Source organism: Salimicrobium jeotgali, assembly GCF_001685435.2.
Lineage (GTDB): Bacteria > Bacillota > Bacilli > Bacillales > Halobacillaceae > Salimicrobium > Salimicrobium album.
This window is the reverse complement of sequence record NZ_CP011361.2, coordinates 1,123,584-1,144,520: the sequence shown is the minus strand read 5'-3', so window position 1 is coordinate 1,144,520 and position 20,937 is coordinate 1,123,584. Positions and strand designations below refer to the sequence as shown.

General features: G+C 44.5%; 24 protein-coding genes, 5 tRNA genes and 1 riboswitch. Of the genes, 9 read left to right on the top strand and 20 right to left on the bottom strand.

Annotation, left to right across the window (positions count from 1 at the left end):
- Positions 1-33: 33 nt before the first annotated feature.
- Genes gcvPB through gcvT form a run of 3 tightly spaced genes read right to left on the bottom strand, consistent with a single transcriptional unit; the run spans position 34 to position 3,958 of the window.
- Positions 34-1,497 (bottom strand): aminomethyl-transferring glycine dehydrogenase subunit GcvPB, encoded by a 1,464-nt coding sequence (gene gcvPB, locus AAV35_RS05730; protein ID WP_008588895.1) that lies wholly within the window; start codon positions 1,495-1,497, stop codon positions 34-36.
- A complete protein-coding gene (gene gcvPA, locus AAV35_RS05725; RefSeq protein WP_008588892.1) occupies positions 1,490-2,842 on the bottom strand; it encodes an aminomethyl-transferring glycine dehydrogenase subunit GcvPA in 1,353 nt (450 codons plus the stop codon). The genes gcvPB and gcvPA overlap by 8 nt, the downstream gene beginning before the upstream one ends.
- A 12-nt stretch (positions 2,843-2,854) precedes the next feature.
- Complete coding sequence (gene gcvT / locus AAV35_RS05720; protein WP_008588890.1) at positions 2,855-3,958, bottom strand: glycine cleavage system aminomethyltransferase GcvT; 1,104 nt, start codon at positions 3,956-3,958, stop codon at positions 2,855-2,857.
- 139 nt (positions 3,959-4,097) lie between these two features.
- Positions 4,098-4,202, bottom strand: a riboswitch (glycine riboswitch).
- A gap of 188 nt (positions 4,203-4,390) precedes the next feature.
- On the opposite strand from gcvT, the gene comGA reads away from it, so the two are divergent.
- The 8 genes from comGA to AAV35_RS05680 all read left to right on the top strand — a co-directional run bounded on the left by comGA (position 4,391) and on the right by AAV35_RS05680 (position 8,458).
- The gene (comGA, locus tag AAV35_RS05715; protein WP_008588889.1) at positions 4,391-5,356 is read left to right on the top strand and encodes a competence type IV pilus ATPase ComGA; all 966 of its coding nucleotides are present in this window, start codon (positions 4,391-4,393) and stop codon (positions 5,354-5,356) included.
- Positions 5,343-6,371: a type II secretion system F family protein gene (locus tag AAV35_RS05710; protein ID WP_008588888.1), complete on the top strand. Its 1,029-nt coding sequence runs from the start codon at positions 5,343-5,345 to the stop codon at positions 6,369-6,371. The genes comGA and AAV35_RS05710 overlap by 14 nt, the downstream gene beginning before the upstream one ends.
- A gap of 17 nt (positions 6,372-6,388) precedes the next feature.
- The gene (gene comGC / locus AAV35_RS05705; protein ID WP_008588886.1) at positions 6,389-6,700 is read left to right on the top strand and encodes a competence type IV pilus major pilin ComGC; all 312 of its coding nucleotides are present in this window, start codon (positions 6,389-6,391) and stop codon (positions 6,698-6,700) included.
- A complete protein-coding gene (gene comGD, locus AAV35_RS05700; protein WP_008588885.1) occupies positions 6,684-7,124 on the top strand; it encodes a competence type IV pilus minor pilin ComGD in 441 nt (146 codons plus the stop codon). Before comGC ends, comGD begins: the two co-directional genes overlap by 17 nt.
- Positions 7,114-7,395 carry a hypothetical protein gene (locus tag AAV35_RS05695; RefSeq protein WP_008588883.1) on the top strand — a complete coding sequence of 94 codons (282 nt, stop codon included), beginning with the start codon at positions 7,114-7,116 and terminating at the stop codon, positions 7,393-7,395. The genes comGD and AAV35_RS05695 overlap by 11 nt, the downstream gene beginning before the upstream one ends.
- On the top strand, positions 7,388-7,801 hold the full coding sequence (locus AAV35_RS05690) for a competence type IV pilus minor pilin ComGF (RefSeq protein ID WP_008588882.1): 414 nt from the start codon (positions 7,388-7,390) through the stop codon (positions 7,799-7,801). The genes AAV35_RS05695 and AAV35_RS05690 overlap by 8 nt, the downstream gene beginning before the upstream one ends.
- A complete protein-coding gene (locus AAV35_RS05685) occupies positions 7,770-8,132 on the top strand; it encodes a hypothetical protein (RefSeq protein ID WP_008588881.1) in 363 nt (120 codons plus the stop codon). Before AAV35_RS05690 ends, AAV35_RS05685 begins: the two co-directional genes overlap by 32 nt.
- Positions 8,133-8,215: 83 nt before the next feature.
- A complete protein-coding gene (locus tag AAV35_RS05680; protein WP_008588880.1) occupies positions 8,216-8,458 on the top strand; it encodes a DUF2626 domain-containing protein in 243 nt (80 codons plus the stop codon).
- A gap of 42 nt (positions 8,459-8,500) precedes the next feature.
- Here AAV35_RS05680 and AAV35_RS05675 read toward each other — a convergent pair whose 3' ends face one another.
- Positions 8,501-9,124 (bottom strand): MBL fold metallo-hydrolase, encoded by a 624-nt coding sequence (locus AAV35_RS05675; protein ID WP_008588878.1) that lies wholly within the window; start codon positions 9,122-9,124, stop codon positions 8,501-8,503.
- Between the two features lie 142 nt (positions 9,125-9,266).
- On the opposite strand from AAV35_RS05675, the gene AAV35_RS05670 reads away from it, so the two are divergent.
- A complete protein-coding gene (locus tag AAV35_RS05670; protein WP_008588876.1) occupies positions 9,267-9,431 on the top strand; it encodes a DUF2759 domain-containing protein in 165 nt (54 codons plus the stop codon).
- 28 nt (positions 9,432-9,459) lie between these two features.
- Here AAV35_RS05670 and AAV35_RS05665 read toward each other — a convergent pair whose 3' ends face one another.
- The 16 genes from AAV35_RS05665 to AAV35_RS05590 form a co-directional block, all read right to left on the bottom strand.
- Positions 9,460-10,260: an ABC transporter permease gene (locus AAV35_RS05665; protein WP_008588866.1), complete on the bottom strand. Its 801-nt coding sequence runs from the start codon at positions 10,258-10,260 to the stop codon at positions 9,460-9,462.
- Positions 10,261-10,271: 11 nt separating this feature from the next.
- On the bottom strand, positions 10,272-10,958 hold the full coding sequence (locus AAV35_RS05660) for an ABC transporter ATP-binding protein (protein WP_008588864.1): 687 nt from the start codon (positions 10,956-10,958) through the stop codon (positions 10,272-10,274).
- 71 nt (positions 10,959-11,029) lie between these two features.
- Positions 11,030-12,901, bottom strand: a complete 1,872-nt coding sequence (locus AAV35_RS05655; protein WP_008588863.1) for an LTA synthase family protein — start codon at positions 12,899-12,901, stop codon at positions 11,030-11,032.
- 150 nt (positions 12,902-13,051) lie between these two features.
- Positions 13,052-14,032 (bottom strand): ROK family glucokinase, encoded by a 981-nt coding sequence (locus tag AAV35_RS05650; RefSeq protein ID WP_008588860.1) that lies wholly within the window; start codon positions 14,030-14,032, stop codon positions 13,052-13,054.
- 7 nt (positions 14,033-14,039) lie between these two features.
- Positions 14,040-14,252, bottom strand: coding sequence for a YqgQ family protein (locus AAV35_RS05645; protein ID WP_008588843.1), 213 nt, complete (start codon positions 14,250-14,252; stop codon positions 14,040-14,042).
- A 119-nt stretch (positions 14,253-14,371) separates the two neighbouring features.
- Positions 14,372-15,895 (bottom strand): rhomboid family protein, encoded by a 1,524-nt coding sequence (locus tag AAV35_RS05640; RefSeq protein ID WP_008588840.1) that lies wholly within the window; start codon positions 15,893-15,895, stop codon positions 14,372-14,374.
- 23 nt (positions 15,896-15,918) lie between these two features.
- A complete protein-coding gene (locus tag AAV35_RS05635) occupies positions 15,919-16,872 on the bottom strand; it encodes an L-lactate dehydrogenase (protein WP_008588838.1) in 954 nt (317 codons plus the stop codon).
- Positions 16,873-16,876: 4 nt separating this feature from the next.
- Positions 16,877-17,446 (bottom strand): 5-formyltetrahydrofolate cyclo-ligase, encoded by a 570-nt coding sequence (locus AAV35_RS05630; protein WP_008588836.1) that lies wholly within the window; start codon positions 17,444-17,446, stop codon positions 16,877-16,879.
- 92 nt (positions 17,447-17,538) lie between these two features.
- Positions 17,539-17,688: a 50S ribosomal protein L33 gene (gene rpmG, locus AAV35_RS05625; protein ID WP_073991986.1), complete on the bottom strand. Its 150-nt coding sequence runs from the start codon at positions 17,686-17,688 to the stop codon at positions 17,539-17,541.
- Between the two features lie 219 nt (positions 17,689-17,907).
- Positions 17,908-18,522, bottom strand: coding sequence for a superoxide dismutase (locus AAV35_RS05620; protein WP_008588831.1), 615 nt, complete (start codon positions 18,520-18,522; stop codon positions 17,908-17,910).
- 204 nt (positions 18,523-18,726) lie between these two features.
- Positions 18,727-18,799 (bottom strand) — tRNA-Phe (locus AAV35_RS05615).
- Between the two features lie 13 nt (positions 18,800-18,812).
- Positions 18,813-18,907: transfer RNA gene (locus AAV35_RS05610), tRNA-Ser, on the bottom strand.
- A gap of 7 nt (positions 18,908-18,914) precedes the next feature.
- A tRNA-Ile gene (locus AAV35_RS05605) sits at positions 18,915-18,988 on the bottom strand.
- A gap of 3 nt (positions 18,989-18,991) precedes the next feature.
- A tRNA-His gene (locus AAV35_RS05600) sits at positions 18,992-19,067 on the bottom strand.
- A gap of 13 nt (positions 19,068-19,080) precedes the next feature.
- Positions 19,081-19,154, bottom strand: a tRNA-Met gene (locus tag AAV35_RS05595).
- A 115-nt stretch (positions 19,155-19,269) separates the two neighbouring features.
- A complete protein-coding gene (locus AAV35_RS05590; protein ID WP_008588828.1) occupies positions 19,270-20,907 on the bottom strand; it encodes a Na/Pi cotransporter family protein in 1,638 nt (545 codons plus the stop codon).
- Positions 20,908-20,937 lie beyond the last annotated feature (30 nt).

Sequence of the window (20,937 nt, the reverse complement as noted above, 5' to 3'; positions counted from 1 at the left end):
GGGTTATTATTATTACATATGCTCCCGCAGCCGTTATCTGTTGAAGTCGTATTTCAGGACCGGTTTTCTCGCAGCAGTCGTTTCATCCATTCGTCCCACTACTGTTGAATGAGGGGCTTCCTGCACTTTCTCTGGCTCGTTTTTCGCTTCCAGCGCAATCTGCTCCATCGTCTCAATGAAACCATCCAGCGTTTCTTTGGCTTCTGTTTCCGTAGGCTCGATCATCATCGCTTCCTCGACATTTATCGGGAAATAGATCGTCGGCGGATGATAACCGAAATCAAGCAGTCTCTTCGCCATATCCAGCGTCCGTACTCCCTGCTTCTTCTGAAGTTTTCCGGAAATTACAAACTCATGCTTACAATGCTGTTTGTACGGAAGGTCAAATGATTTTTCAAGCTTCCGCATCATGTAGTTGGCATTAAGGACAGCGTACTCACTGACTCTCCTGAGCCCCTCTGCCCCCATAGTCCTGATGTAGGTGTAGGCACGCAGATTTATGCCGAAATTACCGTAATAAGGCTTCACTCGTCCTATGGAGGAAGGTCTCTCGTACTCGAACGTAATACTGTCATTGTTTTTCACGAGTACCGGTTTAGGCAGATACGGGTCAAACTCGGCGGTCACCCCGACCGGCCCGGACCCCGGTCCTCCTCCTCCGTGCGGGCCTGTAAATGTCTTATGAAGGTTTAGGTGGACAACATCAAAACCCATATCTCCGGGCCTTGTGTACCCTAAGATCGCGTTCAGGTTCGCTCCGTCATAATACAGTTTGCCGCCGGCTTCATGAACGATTTTTGCCATTACAAGAATTTCTTCCTCAAACAAACCGAGAGTATTAGGGTTCGTAAGCATAAGGGCAGCGGTCTGATGATCGACCAGTCGCTTAAGATCTTCAATGTCCACCAGCCCGCGTTCATTCGTCTTCACTGTTACCGCTTCAAACCCGGCTACTGTTGCGGAAGCAGGATTCGTTCCATGGGCAGAATCAGGCACAATAACTTTGGTCCGTCCGTAGTCCCCATTATTTTCATGGAAGGCCCGGATCATCATAAGTCCTGTCCATTCGCCCTGAGCACCGGCTGCCGGCTGAAGTGTCACGGTGTCCATACCCGTGATTTCACAGAGAGACTCCTGCAGATCATACATCCATGTGAGAGCCCCCTGCACCGTGCTCTCCTCCTGGTAAGGATGAATGTGACTGAAGCCCGGAAGTCGCGCTACGTCCTCATTCAGCTTTGGATTGTATTTCATCGTACAGGAACCGAGAGGGTAGAAACCTGTGTCCACACCGTGGTTCCTCGTGGAAAGACCTGTATAATGCCTGATCAGCTGAAGCTCACTCACTTCCGGAAGTTCTGCCTTCTCTTTTCGGATGTATTCATCTTCAAACATGCTTTCAATCTCCATGTCCTCCACATCATTTTCGGGCAGACTGAAACCGGATCTTCCAGCGGTACTTCTTTCAAATATAAGTGGATACGCCTCGTTATTCATCTAATCCCCCCAACAACTGTGCAAATTCTTCAATTTCATCTTTTGAACGGAGTTCAGTTACTGCCACCAGCATGCAGTTCTCATATTTACCGTCTATCTTTCCAAGATCAAAACCACCTATGATTCCGTGGTCGAACAAATACTCGTTGGCTTTTTTGACCGGAACAGGAAGTCTGATAGCCAATTCATTAAAGAACGGACCATCCACGAGCAGACTCATTCCTTTTTCTATTACACACTTTCGCAGATACATTGCTTTCTGAATATTCATTTTCGCCATTTTAACCAGACCTTCCTTGCCGAGTGATGTAAGTGCAACACTTGAAGCAAGAGCATTCAGTGCCTGGTTGGAACAGATATTCGATGTCGCTTTTTCTCTGCGGATATGCTGTTCCCTGGCCTGAAGCGTCAGAACGAAGCCTCTTTCCCCTTCTTCATCCACCGTTTCCCCGATGAGCCTTCCGGGAACCTTCCTCATCAGTTTCTTCGTAACGGCAAAGTACCCGCAGTGTGGCCCCCCGTACTGGGCCGGAATACCAAACACCTGTGTATCACCGACTACGATATCCGCCCCGAAGTCCCCGGGTGGAGTCAGGTATCCGAGAGCAAGCGGATTGGCAGAGACGATGAACATCGCCTTTTCAGCTTTTTCTTTCATGGCTTTCTTTATTTTTCCGAGCGGTTCGACTTTCCCGAGGAAATTCGGGTACTGGGCTACAACTGCCGCAACATCTTCCGACAGATGAGTTTCGAGCTCGTCTAAGGCCATCGTCCCGTTCTCTTCCTTAAGAAACACCAGTTCCAGGTCGTGTGCTTTGGCGTACGTCTTTATTACTTCCAGTGAATCAGGGTGTACCGTATCCGAAAGTAATATTTTTTTTCCTTTCGACTGTGCCGCAGCAAGGGTTACAGCTTCTGCAAGCGCCGTGCCGCCGTCGTACATGGAAGAGTTGGCGACGTCCATGCCTGTAAGCTCGGCAATCATCGTCTGAAATTCGAAAATAGCCTGCAGCTCCCCTTGAGAAATTTCAGGCTGGTAAGGGGTGTATGCTGTATAGAATTCCGATCTTGAAATGATATGATCAACTACTGCAGGTATGTAGTGATCATATACGCCCGCTCCAAGAAACGAGGTATACTGACGCATGTTCGCGTTCTTCTCGGAAAGCTCCCTCAGTTCCTTCATCAGAGCATATTCATTTTCAGGAGGTTTCAGCTTCATTTCCTCTTTTAATCTGATCTTTTCGGGGATATCCGAAAACAAATCATCGGTCGACCCCACTCCGATCGTTTCCAGCATCTCAGACTTATCTTCGTCGGTCATAGGTAAATATCTGAATTCCATCCGTCGTGCCTCCTACCTTTTATAAAATGGAGTATTTATTATTTTGGCTTTTAACATTTTCTTTCTTACTTCTACGTATACTATCTGATCCAAGTCCGTATATTCTTTTTTCACAATGGCAAGACCCAGGTTTTTTCCGAGAGTCGGTGATTGAGTACCGCTCGTAACAAAACCGATATTTTCGCCATCTTCATCGTAAACCTCATATCCGGTTCTCGGAATTCCTTTATCCAGCATTTCGATTCCGGCCAACTTCCTCCCGACTCCGGACTGTTTCTGTTTTTTCAGGACGGCCTTACCTGGATAATTCGCCTCTTTGTCTATTTTTACCGCGAAGCCAAGCCCAGCTTCTACCGGGGTGATATTTTCGGATAGCTCCTGGGAATACAGCGGCAGACCGGCTTCAAAGCGCAACGTGTCTCTTGCACCTAAACCGACCGGCTGAATCCCGTACTCTTCCCCCGCTTCGAGACACGCCTTCCATAAATCTACAGCGGATGATGCGGGAAGATAAATTTCAAATCCGTCCTCTCCGGTATAACCGGTACGGGAAACGAGCGCCTTTCCGTCTACCCCGTCAAAACTCGTCCCGGCATGAAAGCGGAAAAACTTAATGTCCTGAAGCTGAGTATCCGTAAGAGATTGGAGAATCTCTTCAGCCTTCGGACCCTGAATGGCAAGTTGTGCATAGAAGGCGGAAACATCATCAATCTCGACTCCACCCGTCTGATGGGCAAGCAGCCATTCCAGATCTTTATCTTTGTTAGCAGCATTAACTACAAGTAAATATTCATTTTTATTGAGATAATAAACGATCAGGTCATCGACAGTGCCACCATTTTCATAACACATCATCGTGTATTGAGCTCTTCCCTCGCTCAGTTTTTCCACATCATTAGTAAGAACGCTGTTCAAGAAAGCTGTTGCCTTTTCTCCTTTGACGGATATTTCTCCCATGTGGGAAACATCGAACAACCCTGCAGCTTCCCTTACGGCTGCATGTTCTTTCTTGATGCTCGTAAACTGTACCGGCATCTGCCAGCCGCCAAAGTTAATCGTCTTCGCTCCCAATCTGACAAACTCTTCATATAGTGGAGTCTTTTTCTGTTGATCCATCAGGTTTCCTCCTTTTCACCGGCATAAAAAAAGAGACTTTCCCCTTTTAAGAAAAAGTCTCTGTCCTGTTACCGGAAAGTTTAACGCCCGAGGGCTTGCTTCGTAGGTGGTCTGCATATGCAGACGCTCTCCAGAGTTGCGTCCCGTGAAAGTCTTTTGTGCCTGAGAGATTCGCTCGTAGCTTGCTCCTTCGGCGCCGCAGTTACTAATGATCCGTACTTGCAGTCTCTCCCTCCACGGTCATCCGCGCTGATTATGTAATTTAACTTTTATGAATAATGAAGCATTTTCATTGTATCATACCAGGATATAATATTTCACTTAATTGAAAATTTTCTAAAATAAAGAAGCGCGGGCCAGACAAAAAAGAGGAATATCTCCTTCGGGGTCGAATATATATTACTATAAACATAAGAAGAGGTGATTAATGAGTTGAACGCCAAAGAATTAAGCAGAAGAATTATTGATGAAGCCCTGGACCGGAAAGCTTCGGATATTCATTTTATTCCGGAGGATGAAAACGTCCACGTTTATTTCCGCGTACAGGGACTCCGGGTTTTTTCCCGCTCCCTCCCTCTCCCCCTTTACAACAAACTTCTCACATTTCTGAAATTCTCCTCGGAAATGGATATAGGAGAAATGAAGCTCCCTCAAAACGGCAAACTCTCTTACCTTTCCCGCGGTCTTTCTACAGACCTCAGGTTGTCGACATTACCCCTTTCTTCTACGGAAAGTCTTGCCATCCGGCTGTTTTCCGTAACCGAAAATCTTTCTATCGGTGAGCTTTTCCTCTTTCCTGAACAAATGAAGAGGGTTATGAAATGGATCGGTTACACCTCAGGTCTTGTTCTTTTTACGGGTCCGACCGGATGTGGCAAATCAACGACTCTATATGCCCTAATGGAAATACTTGCACAAAAAGGGCACCTCCAGCTTATTACCCTGGAGGATCCGGTGGAAAGAAGTGTACCCGGTGTCATTCAGGTACAGGTGAATGAAAAAAATGCTTTCGATTACAACGAAGGACTGAAAGCCGCTTTACGACATGATCCGGATATCATCATCGTGGGAGAACTCCGGGATGAAGCCACGGCACATTTTGCAGTACGGGCAGCTCTCAGCGGTCATCTGGTTTTCAGTACCCTTCATGCCAAAAACGCTCTGGGTACAATCAGAAGGCTCCAGGAAATGAATATACCGAAAGTTGATTTGGAGCAGACTTTAAGGGCAGTCGCCAGTCAGAAACTGCTTCTTTCTTCCGCTATTAAGCGCAGAGTGGCCATTCTGGAAATACTGGAAGATGCTGCTCTTTCCACCGCCTTGAAAGGTTCCCCCCCTGTTACTTCTCATACCTTCCCTCACCTGAAAAAGAAAGCATGGGCCTATGGATTTATTTAATCGGAAAACTCTCGCTGTCCCACTGCAGATTCATTTCTTCAAAAGAATGTACCCATTGCTGAACAAAGGATATTCCCTGCCCCGGGCGTTAAACATTACAGGCTGGGACCAGGACCTGAAGCCTTTGACTTCGCAGCTTTTATATCATTTCGAAAAAGGCGAACCTATGGAGAAGGCGTTTGCCGAAGCCCGCTTTTCTTCCCTCGTCATATCTTTCCTTTACTTCGGAAAGATGAGAAAAGATTTCCCCTCTTTATTCCATCAGTGTTTTCAATTATTAACCATAACTTATCAAACTAAAAAGAAACTTGCGCACACGTTGAGGTATCCTGTCATTTTAATGTTGTTTCTGTTGTTGACCTTTTATTTCATGAAAAAGTCCGTAATTCCGAGTTTTCAAAACCTTTATGAACATGAAGAGAATAAACCGTGGTCCCTTTACATCTTTCAGACCATAGATTATTCCATATCTTTCTTTGTTCTTCTTTCGGTTATTGCCGGCACCACTTTTTTCGTATACAAACTGGCTGCTCCTAGACTGAAATTCGAGACAAAAATGAATGTTTACAGAAGAATCCCGTTTGTTCTAAGTATAAAAACTTACATTGTCAGCTATCAGTTTGCGATCCATGCGAGCTCCATGCTTAAAGCGGGTTTCTCCCTTAATCAGGTGCTTGATATTCTTATTTCCCAGAGAAACCAGCAGGAACTCTCCTTCAGCGCCCGGACTATTCTCGAATCTTTATCCGAAGGGAACACTCTGGGCATGGCAGCTAACGAAACAGTATTAATGCGTAAAGAAATGGTGTCAATCTTCCACGAAGCTAATGACAACCAGGCACTGGCTGATGAACTATCGCTGCTTGCGGGGATGTTTCTGGAGCAGCTGCAGATGAAAACTGAGAAGACGATTCAGCTTATACAGCCGATATTTCTGATTATAACTGCAGTAGTAATTATTTCCATCTATCTGTCTATAATGCTTCCTTTATACAGCTGGATAGAAACATATTAAAAATGAGGTGTACCATAATGAAAAATAATGCCGGTTTTACATTAATAGAAATGCTTGTAGTCTTACTTATAATCACTGTGTTGCTTATCGTGGCACTTCCGAACATCACCGAAAATAACAACACTATCAGAACAAAAGGGTGTGAAGCTTTCACTCTGACAGCAGAGGCACAGATAGAATCTTATTTTATGAAAACCGGAGCTTTCCCTTTAAGTCTGGAAACTCTGGAAGACGAAGGATACCTGAAACAAAGCACATGTCCTAACGGAGAGATCCCTAATTACGACAGTTCAACCGGAGAAATAACTTCGAGTGTTTTACAACCATAAAGGTTTCACGATGGTAGAAGTGATAGTGGTTCTTTGTTTCATTACCGTTTCGCTTGCTATTTTAGCTCCCGGCCAGCACTTAAGTCATTCTCATCTCACAGAGAAGCAGACCATTCAACAATTTGCCGACGACATACATTTTGCTCAGCAGATGAGTGTTCAGAAGGGAATAGAACATACGCTCTATATTGATAAAGTCAACAACGTTTATCGCATTTATGAAAGCTGGGGCTCTTCCCCTATAATACAGGAAGAGTTCCCTCCCGAATGGGAGATACAGCTTGCAACTTTGAAATCCTATACGACTTTTCACGTGAACGGTACAATCAGCACTCCGGGTACAATGTGGTTCCATACCGGAGATAAACAGTATAAAGTCACCTTTCCTTTCAGCAGAAACGGGGTCGTTATTGATGAACAATAAAGGATTTGTATTACTGGAAGCTGTCGGAACACTTGCTCTTATCACTGTTTTTACCGCTCTGATTTTCCCTTCTTTTATTACCGTCCATACATCATTGAATCATTTGAAAGACGAGCGTGAAATTCTGATGCTGTTGCACAATTACACTATACTGGATTCACACGCGGGCGAAATCGAATATAAGTATCCGGTCACTGTACTGAAAGAATCCCATAGATACTGCGCACGTTGGGAGAACGGACAGCAACAGGAGCTTTGTCTGTATGATTAAAGATACGAAAGGTTTCACGTTAATGGAAGTGCTGTTATCCCTTTCGATCCTTTTGACAGCACTCGTCGTGTTAGTCCCCCTGATGAATTATTTGAGACCTTTGGAGTGGAACGGGGACTGGCAAACACACCAATATATTCAGCTGCTGCAGGAAGAACTGAACACGGCCTCTTCAGTGAATGTTCAAAAGAATAATCTCCATTACACTAATATAGAGGGAAGTATCGTCTCTATAGAACAATATCGTAACTTAGTAAGAAGAAGAGTGAGCGGTAAGGGACATGAAACGTTACTATTCGACATAAGGGATATGACTTTCTTTTTTAAGTCGGACGTATTGCATGTAAAAATTGAATACGAAGGTGGAGAACGGTTTGAAAAATCGCTATACGTTCCCGGTAAATGAAAAGGGATTCTACTACCCCTGGGTTTCGGCTTTACTATTTATGTTTTTGCTGGTATTCGGTTATATGATCCATACCTATTATCAAAACATGGAACTGAATCAGGCAATTAAAAAAAGCTATCAGACCCAGCGATACTACCAGTCCGTTTATGATAAATGGACCCCGTTCATTATCTCTTCCACAAGCTTTCCACTAACTATCCGCCGTCCCCTGACGGATGGAGAGGCATCTGTCACCTGCAACGATGAAGAAGTCCGAATCTTGTGCACATACACGGTAATCTACAAAGATTTACACAAAAATTACAAACAAACTTACAAATTGGATTAGATTCCCTCTTACGTTTCATTTACATCCTGATTATTCTCGTATATAATGTGAATGATAGTTTAATATGAAGGAGGGGAAGAAGTATGGATCGTATGTTTCGTACGCTGGCCTTTTGGACAGGTATATTTGCTGTCATGTTTTACGCTGGTGACATGATGGAAGCTACATTGATATCCCTGGCTCAAACTGCCTTTTTCCTTGCGATTGGCTTTCTCAAGCTGTCTGAACGTATGTATATCTACATATTTTTCTCTTATTTGACAGTCTTTATGATTGGTTTTACTTATTATACCTCGTTTATTTTACAACCAGGTTTTGGTCACTAAAAAAAACGTTCCATCAGTGCTGTGCACTAATGGAACGTTTTTTTAGGTAAGAAAAGGATTCGATTTTCTTTCATCTCCAACGGTCGTGGGATCTCCGTGCCCGGGATAGATTCTCATATCGTCACGAAGGGTGAACAGTTCACTTAATATCGCATCCAGCAGCTGTTCATGATCTCCACCGGGCAAATCAGTCCGACCTATCCCTCCCTGAAACAATGTATCTCCGGCGATAGTGAACCTTTCATTCCGGAACACTAAAGCTACGCTTCCGGGAGAATGACCCGGGACGTGTCGGACTTCAAAGGAAAACGCTCCGATCTTCTGCTTTCCTTCCTCCAATATAAAATCAGGGTCCGCAGCAATGACAGGATCCATCCCAAACCATTCCGAACCGTTTTTTGCAGGGTCACTCAGCCACCCGGCTTCGTCCAGATGGAGAAAAACGGGAGCGTCATAGTGCGTCCTCGTTTCTTCAAGTGCCCCTATATGATCAAAATGAGCGTGAGTCAGAATTATCGCTTCCACCTTCAATTCTTTTTCGTCCATAAGTTTTCTCAACTTATCAAAATCACCACCCGGATCAATAACGAGAGCCCTGCCATTTTCATAAAGTACATAGCCATTCGTACCCAGAGGTCCGAGTGGTATTCTTGCAATCCGTAACATAATGTCCCTCCATTATCAGCTTTACATTTTTATTCCTCGACAAAATAGAAAAAATCCTATAAAATAAGTGAAGAATGAATATCTTACATAAGTATAACATCTCGTACAACAGTACAGATAGAATCAACTGGGAGGTGCGGACATGGTAACAGCTATCCTGTTTTTGCTCGTGACTATTCTTTGCGTCATGGCAATTTTCCGGGAAATTAAAACTAAAAACTTTCTTGCCGTAGCTTTTTCTTTAATTTCTGCAGCAGTATTCGGATGGTTTTCCGTAATGACCATCTATGCTAATTTATTCGGCTAAAAAGACGCTGAGATTCTCAGCGTCTTTTTTATTTTTCCTGATTGGAAGCATAAGCGAGCATCGCTTCTTCCGATTCAAGCAATTGCTTGTTTTCCGTAAAAAAGTGTCTGTACATAATAAGCGTGACGAACATCGCACTTAAAGATACGGATGAAAATATACTGAGGGAAATTACCAACTGGTATTTGATAGCCATAATCGGCTCCACTCCTCCGAGAATCAGTCCCGTCATCATTCCCGGAAGCTGGACAAGTCCAATGGTCTTGATTCTGTCCACGTTCGGAATGAGTGCTGCATTCAAAGTTCTCCGAACAATCAGCGTGGATGCCTGTTTCGGTTCCGCCCCTAACGAAAGAGCAGCAAGAAGCCTCCCCCTATTCTCGGTGAACTCACTTTTCATCCTTTCGAGCGCAAGTCCCATCGCTACCATACTGTTCCCGATGACCATCCCGCTCATCGGTATAACTTCGGAGGGGATGAATTCCACCATGCCGAAAAGAAGCCACATGGCCAGTACGCTGACTTCCACGAGCACGAGCCCGCCAAAAATCACAGGAAGAATATGCGGCAATTCTTTCCCTTTCTTTCTTGCATGAAAGCTTGCAACTACCAGCATGACCGTTACCATTAAAGGAATACCTATATATGCATTTAAATCGAATAAGTAAGTAAGGATATAACCGATCGCAAAAAGCTGCACAGTACCTCTGAGAGAAGCGACTATGACATTGCGGCTTAACCCCAGTTGATAGAAATAAGATACGGATAGCGGTATAACTACAAAAATAATCAAAAACCATAAAGACTGGCTCGAAATTTCAGGTGACATGATTCCCCCCCCTATCCCTGTAAATATTCCTTCAATGCTCTACTTTGCGGCTGCTCAAGCATTTCCGGTATTTTTCCATGTTCCTCAATAGTTCCTTCATTCATGAACAAGCCATTTGTCCCCAATCTTCTCGCCTGGGCCATCTGGTGGGTCACCATTACCATCGTAAGCCCCTGCTGTTCAATAAGCTCCTTCAGCACCGTTTCGATATCTTCTCCAGTTTTATCATCAAGAGCGCTTGTCGGCTCATCCAGTAAAAGCACCTCCGGTTCATTTGCAAGAGTCCTCGCCAGAGACACCCGTTGCTGCTGACCTCCCGACAGATGATCGACGTCACGGTCTTTCATCTCCGGAGACAGCTGGACATACTCAAGCAGCTCCTTCTCTCTGCCCGGTCGCCACGAATTAGTGAGAGAAGGGCCATATTTCAAATTATCGAGGACAGTGCCCGGAAATAGATTCGGAGATTGAAGAAGCAGACCGAATTTTTGACGCAGTTCGATAATTGGTACATCTGCCAAAGGTTTTCCGTTGTAAAAAATTCCCCCCTCCTCCGGATCTTTCAGCCGATTAAAAAGAAAAAGAAGCGTACTTTTTCCGGTTCCTGAAGGTCCGAAAAGAATAGCCCGCTCCTGTTTTTGAAGCGTAAAAGAAATATCTCTGAGCGGCCCGTGGCTCACATTTCTGAATTCGATCACATTTATTTACCCCCTATGCGTTCTCCCGATAAAGGAAAGACCGTCCTGTGCTAAAAAGGACGGTCCCATGGCTAATCTTTGAAATCATAAAACCTGAATAAATCTCCATAAATGATGTTGTCCGAATACTCGAGTTCTTTCGATACTTTTTCTTTAAAAGGTTCACAAGGCGATTCCTCTTCCGGAGGCAATTCGACAGGCTCACCGGTTTCCTTATCATAACAGACAGATTTCGAATAAATATAATCTTTCGTTATAAAGCTGCCATCGCGCATAGCTATAAAATCCTTCCTGTGTTCTGCCAGCATGTTCTCACCAAAATTAATATCCCTTTTCTCCTCGATTCCCAATAAGTGCAGTATCGTGGGCTTCATATCTATTTGTCCGGCGATTTTTTCATAGATTTTCCCTTCCCCCGAACCAGGTATATGAATCATTAAAGGGACACGTTGAAGCTGGATATGTTCGTATCCGTTAATATCCCGGCCGAGATAATTACTCATGGCACCTTTATGGAATTCACTTATTCCATAGTGATCTCCCATGAATATAAACATCGTATCTTCATACATACCTTTTTCTTTCATCCGGTTCATAAATTCCTTCAGCGACTCGTCCGTGTACCTCGCTGTCTGTACGTATTGATTCAGTGTAGTGGAATTTGTATCCAGTTTATCGATCGATGCTTTATCTTCCGGGAGGTCAAAAGGAAAGTGATGGGTAAGTGTTATAAACTTGCTGTAAAACGGCTGCTCCTGTTCTTTCAAATATGGAATGGACTGTTCGAAAAATGCTTTGTCTTCCAGACCCCAACCGAAAGAATTCTCTTCCTTGATTTCAAAATCTTCTTTCGAATAAAAATGATCATACCCGATATTATCGTACATGACGTCCCGGTTCCAGAAACTTTCATTGTTAGCGTGGAACACGGAAGTAGTATACCCCTTTTCATTCAACAATTCGGGCAACGCATTGTAATAGTTCTGGGCATGTGTAAAATAAACAGCCCCCCGGTCGAGAGGGTACAAAGAGTTTTCTACGAGGAACTCGGAGTCCGACGTTTTCCCCTGTGCTGTCTGATGATAGAAGTTCTTGAACCATAAAGTATCTTTATTTTCTTTCAGATCGTTCATAAAAGGGGTTATCTCCTCCCCATTCACTTCTTTATCCAAAACAAAGTTCTGCATCGACTCCACACTTACCAAAACTACGTTTTTGTCTTCGGCTATGCCGAAAAGTTCTGTCTTCGACGATTCTTCTCCCTTTTGATCGGCTATATAATTACGGATTTTTTCTATTTCACTTCCGTCTGCAAACACTCTCTGGGCCTGTGTTCTCGTCTGCATCGTCAAGTCATATATGTGATAGTTGAACAGTCCGATATTCTTCACCAGATACTCCCTGTCAAACGTTCTTGTAAAAAGCATGGGCCTCTCCACTTCAGCTAAAGTGACGTTCATCGCAAGCAGCAGAAACATAACTGCCGTAGCCGCTACTTTCTGCGGTTTTTCAGAAATGGCGGGCCATCCGGGATTTCTACTGAGAATCCAGATCAAAATCACATCCAGAAACAGCAGCAGATCCGTGAAGTGGATCAGAGTAAAAATACTTGAAGTCAGATCTGCCGCATTGTTTCCCTGAAAAAGGACGGGAAGTGTAATGAAATCCGTGAAATTACGATAAAACAGCAAATTCACATATAGTACAAGAGTTGCTAATAGCGATGAATATTTCAGGTATCTTCCTTGTTTATTCGTTTTCAGCCAAATGCTTATAACAAAAATCACATAGGCACTGACAAGCGGATTCAGAATTAATATAAGTTCCTGCAACGCACTATCGATAGAAATGCCGAACATGAATCTGTAGACCAAATAAGTTTTTAAACCGAACAAAATGGCTGCAAGAACAAATAAGGGAGTTCTCCTTATTAATTCTTTCATTAAATTTCCTCCTCGTTCCGCTTCACAACAAAACACTTTACATACCATCTCCTGCCTCGCAGAAGATAACACCTTTCTTTATTATAACGTTCGACTGCTTTCATAAGTTTCAAGTAAATGAAAATAACGAAGTCGATCGCAAGGGAGCGATTATCTTTCCTGAGCCCCGGTCTGTTTGTTCTCCGTCTTTGTCTTAACCAGGAAGGCGCCTCCTATAACACCTGCATCATTACCAAGCTCGGCGATACTGATGTCACAGACTTCCCTGACACGTGGAAGAGCATACTTACGGAAAGCCGTCTTCAAAGGTTCTATAAGCTGTTCGCCGGCTTTCGATACACCTCCGCCTATCACTATCTTTTCCGGATTGATGGAAACTGCGAGGTTGGCCAGAGCCAGACCCAGCTGATCCGTGACGTCTTTCACTATAAGCCGGCAGTCTTCGTCGTCTTGTTTCAGCCCCTCGAATACGTCTTTTGCTTCCGGATTTTTAATGGATGATAAAAACCCGTTTTCATTCTTCAACTGTCTTTCTTTCGCTTTACGAGCTATCGCCGTCGCAGACGCTTCTGTTTCGAGGCACCCGTATCTGCCGCAATTACAATAATGCGGAGACCCCGGTTTTACTGTGATGTGACCAATCTCTCCACCGGTTCCGTTCGTACCGTTGATCACCTTATGATTGACGATAATACCGCCACCTACACCGGTTCCAAGAGTGACTGCCACCATACTGGCGCAATTATGCCCCGCTCCGAGCCAGTTTTCCCCGAGTGCTGCGATATTAGCATCATTATCAGCCCATACCTGCAGGCCGGCAGCCTGTTTTAAGGCTTCTCCCATTCCGAAGTCTTTCCAGCCTATATTTATAGCTTCATAAACGTAACCTTCTTCCTGCTCTATGAACCCCGGTGCTCCTACTCCTATACCATGAAGTGTACGTTTATCAATTTTCAGCTCATCCAGTGTATGCTCCAGAGACAAAGCGACATCAGAAATGATACTGTTCCCGCTTTCCTCAGTAACGGTGGGTATCTCCCACTTATGTATCATTTCCCCATCTCTATCAAGAACAGCCATTTTTACAGTAGTACCACCGATATCAACACCAATATATTTATCTTTTTCCATAGCAGTATTAGACCTCTTTTCTTTTCCTGTCCTTCTCCCGGGCTATCTCCGAACGCAGCAATAGTATAGCCATACGGTAGTCTTCCTGGGTCATGCATTGAGATTTATACAGTTCCTGGATTTCATCTTCCATTAGTTCGAGGCCCGCTTCCCGGTCTCCGACATAAATAATGGTTCCGAATTTCTTCAGAAACTGTTGGATATCGTAAATTGTTTTCATCTTTATCACCGCCTTCATTATATCAATCCTGCCTGACAAAAGAAACGATGGAACTCTGCTGGAACGGGCATTATTTATAAATTTCTCCAAACACAAAAAAGAACGGCGCTTCTTTCATACTACGAAGAAGCAGGCCGTTCGGGATCTTTGTTCCGTAATTCTGCATTAAGTTCCTCAGCCTTTTCCTGGTGGTACTCCGCTTTCTTTTCATTACCCCGGCGCTCATAAAGGATACTCAGGTTAAAATGAGCTTCAGCAAACTCCGGAGCAATGTCCACGGCTTTTCTCAGGTCGTCGAATGCCAGATTTTCTTTTCCTGTTTGTAAGTAAGCATATGATCGGAAAAATAAGTATTCATCTTCCCACTCGCCTTCCGTCTTCTCCAGGCTTTCCGTAATATCCAGCATATCTTCATATCTTTCTTCTTCCTGCAATTCCTGCAAATACTGTATATCTGCGGCCGTAAGTTTTAAATCACCTCCGCTTCCTGATGCTAATAATACAGCTAACCCCAAAGCGTACAAGGCGACAGACACTGTCCGATAAACCCGATGAGAAAGTTTTGGCAGATCCACCAGCTGCGCAGCCAGAAAACCGCCGATAAGTCCTCCCATGTGACCGCTGTTATCCACCTGGGGCACCGTTATACCGAATACGATATTAATCGCAACCAGTATAATAAGGTTCCATCCCATCGTGCGGAAAAACAGAGAGGGATACCGCCATGCAAAATATAAAAGCGCTCCGAACAATCCGAAAATCGCTCCCGAAGCTCCTGCAGCCACCGAAGTATTGAAGTAAAAACTCGCTGCACTACCGAGTATTCCTGCAAGAAAATAAATCATCGTAAATCTGAAAGATCCATATATCTGTTCGACTGCTGTACCTAAATAAAAAAGAGCCAGCATGTTCATCAGCAGATGCAGGACACCAATGTGGAGAAACATGGAAGATATAAGACGCCACCATTCCCCTTCGATGATTCCGGGATTATACTTAGCTCCGTATTCAATGAGAGTGCTGATGGAAGTAGTACTCCCGACACTTTCCAAATAATAAAAAATGATTAAGTTTATTATCAACAGGAGGTAAGTGATCCTGGGCTTTCCATACTCGAAAACTTCTCTCATTTTCTGCTGCTGCTTCTGCCTGATAGAATAAAGCTGATGTTTCATATATTCAATGGTAGATTCATATTCAAGAGGGGCATCCGGCAGTTTATAGTTGATTTCTGGCGGGTGATCCAGCTTGTTCGTGGCAGCTAATTGTTCCAGTCCCCTCTCTTTATTATCATCACTCAGAAAAATAACGTTCGAATTATGTGCCAGTTTTACCGACGGAGAATCGAACTCGTCTACTGTCGGGTGTTCAGCCACATATAATAAATCGATGTTTTTTATCCGTCCCGAAAAATATCTTTTGTTTTTCTCCAGCTGTCTGTTCACATGCTCAATGTCCGCCTTCACGTGATTAGACCAGTGAAATTCCTTGTTCAGCAGACGGATTACGTGTGACTGACCTCCGGACGACTTCTCAAGCCACACCTCTTCACGCTGCAGGTGAAGATGTATAATCTCAAAATCGAAGCGGGAGACGAGATCATACGCCAACTTCCAAAAAAAATACCGCTGTTCCATCTCCATGTAACCTCCCCCTTCGTCACAACTTAATAATGTTTTACGCGCTCCACAGCATCCTTCACTACAGAGACGGATTTCTTGAATAAATCCTTCTCGTCCTGTCGTAAATTCAATTCCACTATTTCCCTAACGCCGTTTCTGTTAATGATCGCCGGTACGCCCACGTACACATCTTCCTCATCATACTGCCCTTCAAGAAGTACCGATACAGTGAACAGGGCATCTTCGTTGCGGAGAACCGCTTTGGTCAGGCGTACCAGCCCCATTGCTATTCCATAATGAGTAGCACCTTTTCTTTCTATAATATGATAAGCCGCATCGCGTACTTTATGGAAAATAGGTTCCAGATCCTTTTCATCATATCTCTCCGTATGCATGGATATGTACTGATCCACGGGAATACCGCCCACGTTCGCATGACTCCAGACAGGCAATTCCGAATCACCATGCTCACCGATGATGTAGGCGTGTACATTTCTTGCATCGATACGGAAATAATCTCCCAGCTGATACCTCAATCTGGCGGTATCCAGAATCGTGCCGGACCCTATAACCCGCTCGGAGGATAACCCGGAGAACTTCCAGGTCATATAACTTAAAACGTCCACAGGATTGGTTGCTACTATAAATATACCATCAAATGAATGGGACATCACCTGATCAACGATGGATTTGAACACTTCCGTATTCTTCATGGCAAGGTCCAGTCTGGTTTCTCCGGGCTTCTGATTGGCTCCCGCAGTAATTACAACTATATCCGCTCCCTCACAGTCCCGGTAGTCCCCCGTTCTTATCTGCATAGAAGATGGTGCGAAAGCAAGTCCATGATTCAAATCCATGACATCTCCTTCCGCTTTATCTTTATCCAGATCGATGATCACCAGCTCATCAGCCACTCCCTGGTTCAGGAGTCCATAGGCGTAACTGGAACCCACCGCTCCGTTCCCAATGATAACTACTCTATTTCGCATATTCATCATAAGTTCATTCCTCCCCGGAAGTATTGATAAGACGGCTCTCTGTTACAATCAACTGAACGGGTATATCGTGATCTTCGACGGGTATGAAGTCCTGCAATTGATTTTCGGAAGTTACAGATAACGTCTTTCCTGAAAATGTTTCCAGGTAACGGTCATAGAAGCCCCCGCCGAACCCTATACGATACCCGTCGTAATTAAATAATAAGCCCGGCACAAAAAGTAAATCAATGTCTTTTTTGTGAATTATTGAACAGAATTCAGGATCAGGTTCCAAAATACCGCTGTATCCTTCTTTCATTTGTTCATATGTATGAACGAGATAGAACTCCATGCTTTTTAAAGTTGGGGAGACTTTGGGAACCGCGACCTTCTTACCTTCCTCCCACCCTTTTTCGATAAAGTTTCTCGTACTCCATTCCGGGTATTTGGAAACTGTTATAGCTATTACACGGGCTCTTTCCCATTGGGAAGTACCCGTTACGTTTACAAACTGTTCCTCCTCAATTCGATGTCTCTGTTCTCTCGAAAGGTTCTTTAAGTAACGCATAATTTCAGTACGCATCAATTTCTTCATGGACTCACCCTCTCCCCTGAAGCAGTGAAATGCCTGTACTTCCGTATGTAAAAAAAGATCGCAACAGTGAATGTCGCGATCTGATGATAAGCTTATTTTGTTTCACGGTGCAAAGTGTGTTTCCCCTGGCGTGGGCTATACTTCATCAATTCAAGACGCTCAGGGTTTGTGCGTTTGTTTTTAGTAGTAATATAGTTACGGTCTCCTGTTTCAGTACAGGCTAGTGTAATATTTACGCGCATATTCTGTCCCTCCAATATTTCTTTAATGTTAATGATTTCAAAGTTGTAATCAGACTTCATTATAATAGCAGATTGTCGCTTCCCTTTCAAGCATTTTCACAATACACTTTTCTTTTATTTGAATGTTTTCCGTCAGAAGCTGCCTGTACGCAGGGAGCGGAACTAAGGTCCGCAACCTAAGCAAAACCCCCGCCGTATGAACGGCAGGGGCGTAAAGAATTACTTAGCTTCGTTATAGCGTTTTTCTACTTCGTCCCAGTTGACAACGTTCCAGAACGCTGCAACATAGTCAGGACGACGGTTCTGGTAGTTGAGATAGTACGCGTGCTCCCATACGTCCAGACCGAGTACCGGTGTCTTACCTTCCATAAGAGGAGAATCCTGGTTCAGTGTATCAATAACTTCAAGTTTTCCGTTATTAACTACGAGCCAGGCCCATCCGGAACCAAAACGGCCTTTAGCGGTAGCTTCGAATTTCTCTTTGAAATCTTCAAAGCTTCCGAACGTCTGTTTAATATCGTCCGCAAGTTTACCACTTGGCTCACCGCCACCGTTCGGAGACATGATAGTCCAGAAAAGGTCATGGTTAGCGTGACCGCCGCCGTTTCTGCGTACCGGTGTTTTAATCTCGTCAGGAACAATTTCCAGGTTGTTCTGAAGAAGTTCTTCGAGGGATTTGTCCTGCAGGTCACTGTGACCTTCCAACGCATCATTCAATGTTGATACGTACTTGTTGTGGTGTTTGGTATGATGGATGTTCATCGTTTCCTTGTCGATTGTCGGTTCCAGTGCATCATAAGCATATGGAAGTTCTGGAAGTTCAAATTTAGCCATAAATAAAATCCTCCTTGTATTTAATATGTAAGGGATTGAAACCCTTACTATTAACTTACCAAACGGTCAGTATCGATGCAAACGTTTTGATCGACTACCTTCCGCATCCATCCATTGTTTACCTCAGTTACTTTCCGTTTAAACAAAAAATCATCAAATTCATATGAATTTGATGATTCCGGATGATGCCTGTTCATTTTTAAATGGCTCGGGACGGAATCGAACCGCCGACACACGGATTTTCAGTCCGTTGCTCTACCGACTGAGCTACCGAGCCTAAGTAAAGGAAGTGGCGGAGGAGGAGGGATTCGAACCCCCGCGCGGCATAAATACCGCCTGGCGGCTTTCGAGGCCGCTCCCTTCAGCCGTACTTGGGTACTCCCCCGTAATAATGGACCCTGCAGGACTCGAACCTGCGACCGATCGGTTATGAGCCGATAGCTCTAACCAGCTGAGCTAAGGGTCCGTATGGGGCGGTTGATGGGGATCGAACCCACGTATGCCGGAACCACAATCCGGTGCGTTAACCACTTCGCCACAACCGCCATAGATATGTAATGGCGGTGGAGGGAATCGAACCCACGACCTCACGGGTATGAACCGTACGCTCTAGCCAGCTGAGCTACACCGCCATATGAAGTATTTTAACGACGCTATTTAATATAGCATGCGTCATTTATTATTGTCAACACGTTCATGAAAATTTAATGGAGAAGGAAGGTTTTCCCCTCCCTCCTCCTGCTTTTTCTACAGGTTTTCTTTCTCCCCAAGCACTTCTTCCGCCACGTTTACAGCATGATCACCGATACGCTCAAGGTTACTGAGCATATCCACAAATACGATACCTGCCTGGCCTGAACAGATTCCTTCGTTCAATCTGATAATGTGCTTCTTACGGTAAGTACGTTCCATTCGGTCAAGCTCATTTTCTTTCCGCACTACTTCCCGGGCTTCATCTTCATCCATGAATTCCAGAGATCTGGTGGCCTGATTCACCGTTTCCAGAGTCAGACTGAACATTTCATTCAGATCGTCATGAGCCTGTTCAGTCAAGTTCACTTTGTGCGTATTTTTATAATCGATCAGTTCTATAAGGTTTTCAAAATGATCTCCTATCCTTTCGAAATCGCGCACCGAGTCCAGAAGTGCCCCGTGCTTATGACTGTCGTCGTCGGAAAGTGAGGTCTGCGACAGGTCGACCAGGTAATCTGTGATTTTTCTGTCGAGGTTGTTCAGTGCTTCTTCCACCTGTGTCGCAAGCTCGGAGTGTTTTCTCAGGTTACTTGTGAGATACAGGTTCGTTTCACTGAGACCTTTGTAGGCATAGTCTCCCATACGTATAATCTCTGCTTTCGCCTGGTCCAGGGCAAGAGACGGGGACTGTTCTATGAAGATCGGATCCAGGTGCTGAGGTTTGTACTCGATTACCGTATCCTCACCCGGCACCAGTTTCATTACTATCCATGCAAGTATTGCGATGAATGGAAATTGTACAATCGTGTTCGCGATGTTGAACGACCCGTGAGCAAAAGCTATCGTCATCTCGGGGCCCAGGTCCAGATAACTGCTTATCCATCTGACATAAGCTTCGAAGGGTACGAGGAGCATAAGAAAGATTACGGCTCCAAGCACGTTGAAGATAACGTGAGCGAAAGCTGCCCGTTTGGCTCCGACACTTGCCCCGATTGCAGCAAGAGCCGCCGTTACGGTAGTACCGATATTATCACCGAAAAGCACCGGTAGGGCGGCATCAATGGATACCAGTCCTTCCCCCATCAGACTCTGAAGAATACCTATGGTGGCACTTGAACTTTGGACAAGAACCGTGAACAGAACTCCCACGACTACACCCAGAATCGGGTTGTTACTCATGCTGACTGTGAGGTCTGTGAATGTCTGAACATTTTCAAGAGGTTCTACACCTTTCCCCATCGTCTCGAGTCCGAAGAAGAGTGCACCGAAACCGAAAATGGTCTGGCCCCAGTTGGAAACTTTGTGGTTTTTAAAGAAGAAAATCATAAAGGCCCCGATTGCCAAAATAGGCAGCCCGTATGCCTTAATATTAATACCGATAATGAATGCTGTAAGTGTAGTACCTATGTTCGCTCCCATTATGACCCCGATCGCCTGTCTGAAGGTCATGAACCCTGCGTTCACAAGCCCGACAGTCAACACGGTCGTGGTTGAACTACTTTGAAGAAAACCCGTTGCTACTGCACCGGCGATGACTCCCATAAAAGGGTTCTTCGTAAATTTATCCAGAATATCTCTCAGGCGATCTCCGGCTGTCCTCTGCAAACCGTCCGCCATATACTTTAAACCGAATAAAAATATTCCGAGTCCACCGAAAAACTGAAATATAATTTCCTGATAACTAATATCCAATCCCCTCACCCTTTCACTGCCCAGGCAGCT

Excerpts from the sequence above, each read along its gene's own strand:
- AAV35_RS05650 (WP_008588860.1), bottom strand. The coding sequence starts at position 14,032 with ATGGAAAAAGATAAATATATTGGTGTTGATATCGGTGGTACTACTGTA.
- AAV35_RS05665 (WP_008588866.1), bottom strand. The coding sequence starts at position 10,260 with ATGTCACCTGAAATTTCGAGCCAGTCTTTATGGTTTTTGATTATTTTT.
- AAV35_RS05640 (WP_008588840.1), bottom strand. The coding sequence starts at position 15,895 with ATGGAGATGGAACAGCGGTATTTTTTTTGGAAGTTGGCGTATGATCTC.
- AAV35_RS05710 (WP_008588888.1), top strand. The coding sequence starts at position 5,343 with ATGGATTTATTTAATCGGAAAACTCTCGCTGTCCCACTGCAGATTCAT.
- rpmG (WP_073991986.1), bottom strand. The coding sequence starts at position 17,688 with ATGCGCGTAAATATTACACTAGCCTGTACTGAAACAGGAGACCGTAAC.
- AAV35_RS05690 (WP_008588882.1), top strand. The coding sequence starts at position 7,388 with ATGATTAAAGATACGAAAGGTTTCACGTTAATGGAAGTGCTGTTATCC.
- AAV35_RS05695 (WP_008588883.1), top strand. The coding sequence starts at position 7,114 with ATGAACAATAAAGGATTTGTATTACTGGAAGCTGTCGGAACACTTGCT.
- AAV35_RS05635 (WP_008588838.1), bottom strand. The coding sequence starts at position 16,872 with ATGATGAATATGCGAAATAGAGTAGTTATCATTGGGAACGGAGCGGTG.
- AAV35_RS05620 (WP_008588831.1), bottom strand. The coding sequence starts at position 18,522 with ATGGCTAAATTTGAACTTCCAGAACTTCCATATGCTTATGATGCACTG.
- gcvPB (WP_008588895.1), bottom strand. The coding sequence starts at position 1,497 with ATGAATAACGAGGCGTATCCACTTATATTTGAAAGAAGTACCGCTGGA.
- gcvPA (WP_008588892.1), bottom strand. The coding sequence starts at position 2,842 with ATGGAATTCAGATATTTACCTATGACCGACGAAGATAAGTCTGAGATG.
- AAV35_RS05675 (WP_008588878.1), bottom strand. The coding sequence starts at position 9,124 with ATGTTACGGATTGCAAGAATACCACTCGGACCTCTGGGTACGAATGGC.
- AAV35_RS05680 (WP_008588880.1), top strand. The coding sequence starts at position 8,216 with ATGGATCGTATGTTTCGTACGCTGGCCTTTTGGACAGGTATATTTGCT.
- AAV35_RS05670 (WP_008588876.1), top strand. The coding sequence starts at position 9,267 with ATGGTAACAGCTATCCTGTTTTTGCTCGTGACTATTCTTTGCGTCATG.
- AAV35_RS05655 (WP_008588863.1), bottom strand. The coding sequence starts at position 12,901 with ATGAAAGAATTAATAAGGAGAACTCCCTTATTTGTTCTTGCAGCCATT.
- comGC (WP_008588886.1), top strand. The coding sequence starts at position 6,389 with ATGAAAAATAATGCCGGTTTTACATTAATAGAAATGCTTGTAGTCTTA.
- AAV35_RS05630 (WP_008588836.1), bottom strand. The coding sequence starts at position 17,446 with ATGAAGAAATTGATGCGTACTGAAATTATGCGTTACTTAAAGAACCTT.
- gcvT (WP_008588890.1), bottom strand. The coding sequence starts at position 3,958 with ATGGATCAACAGAAAAAGACTCCACTATATGAAGAGTTTGTCAGATTG.
- AAV35_RS05645 (WP_008588843.1), bottom strand. The coding sequence starts at position 14,252 with ATGAAAACAATTTACGATATCCAACAGTTTCTGAAGAAATTCGGAACC.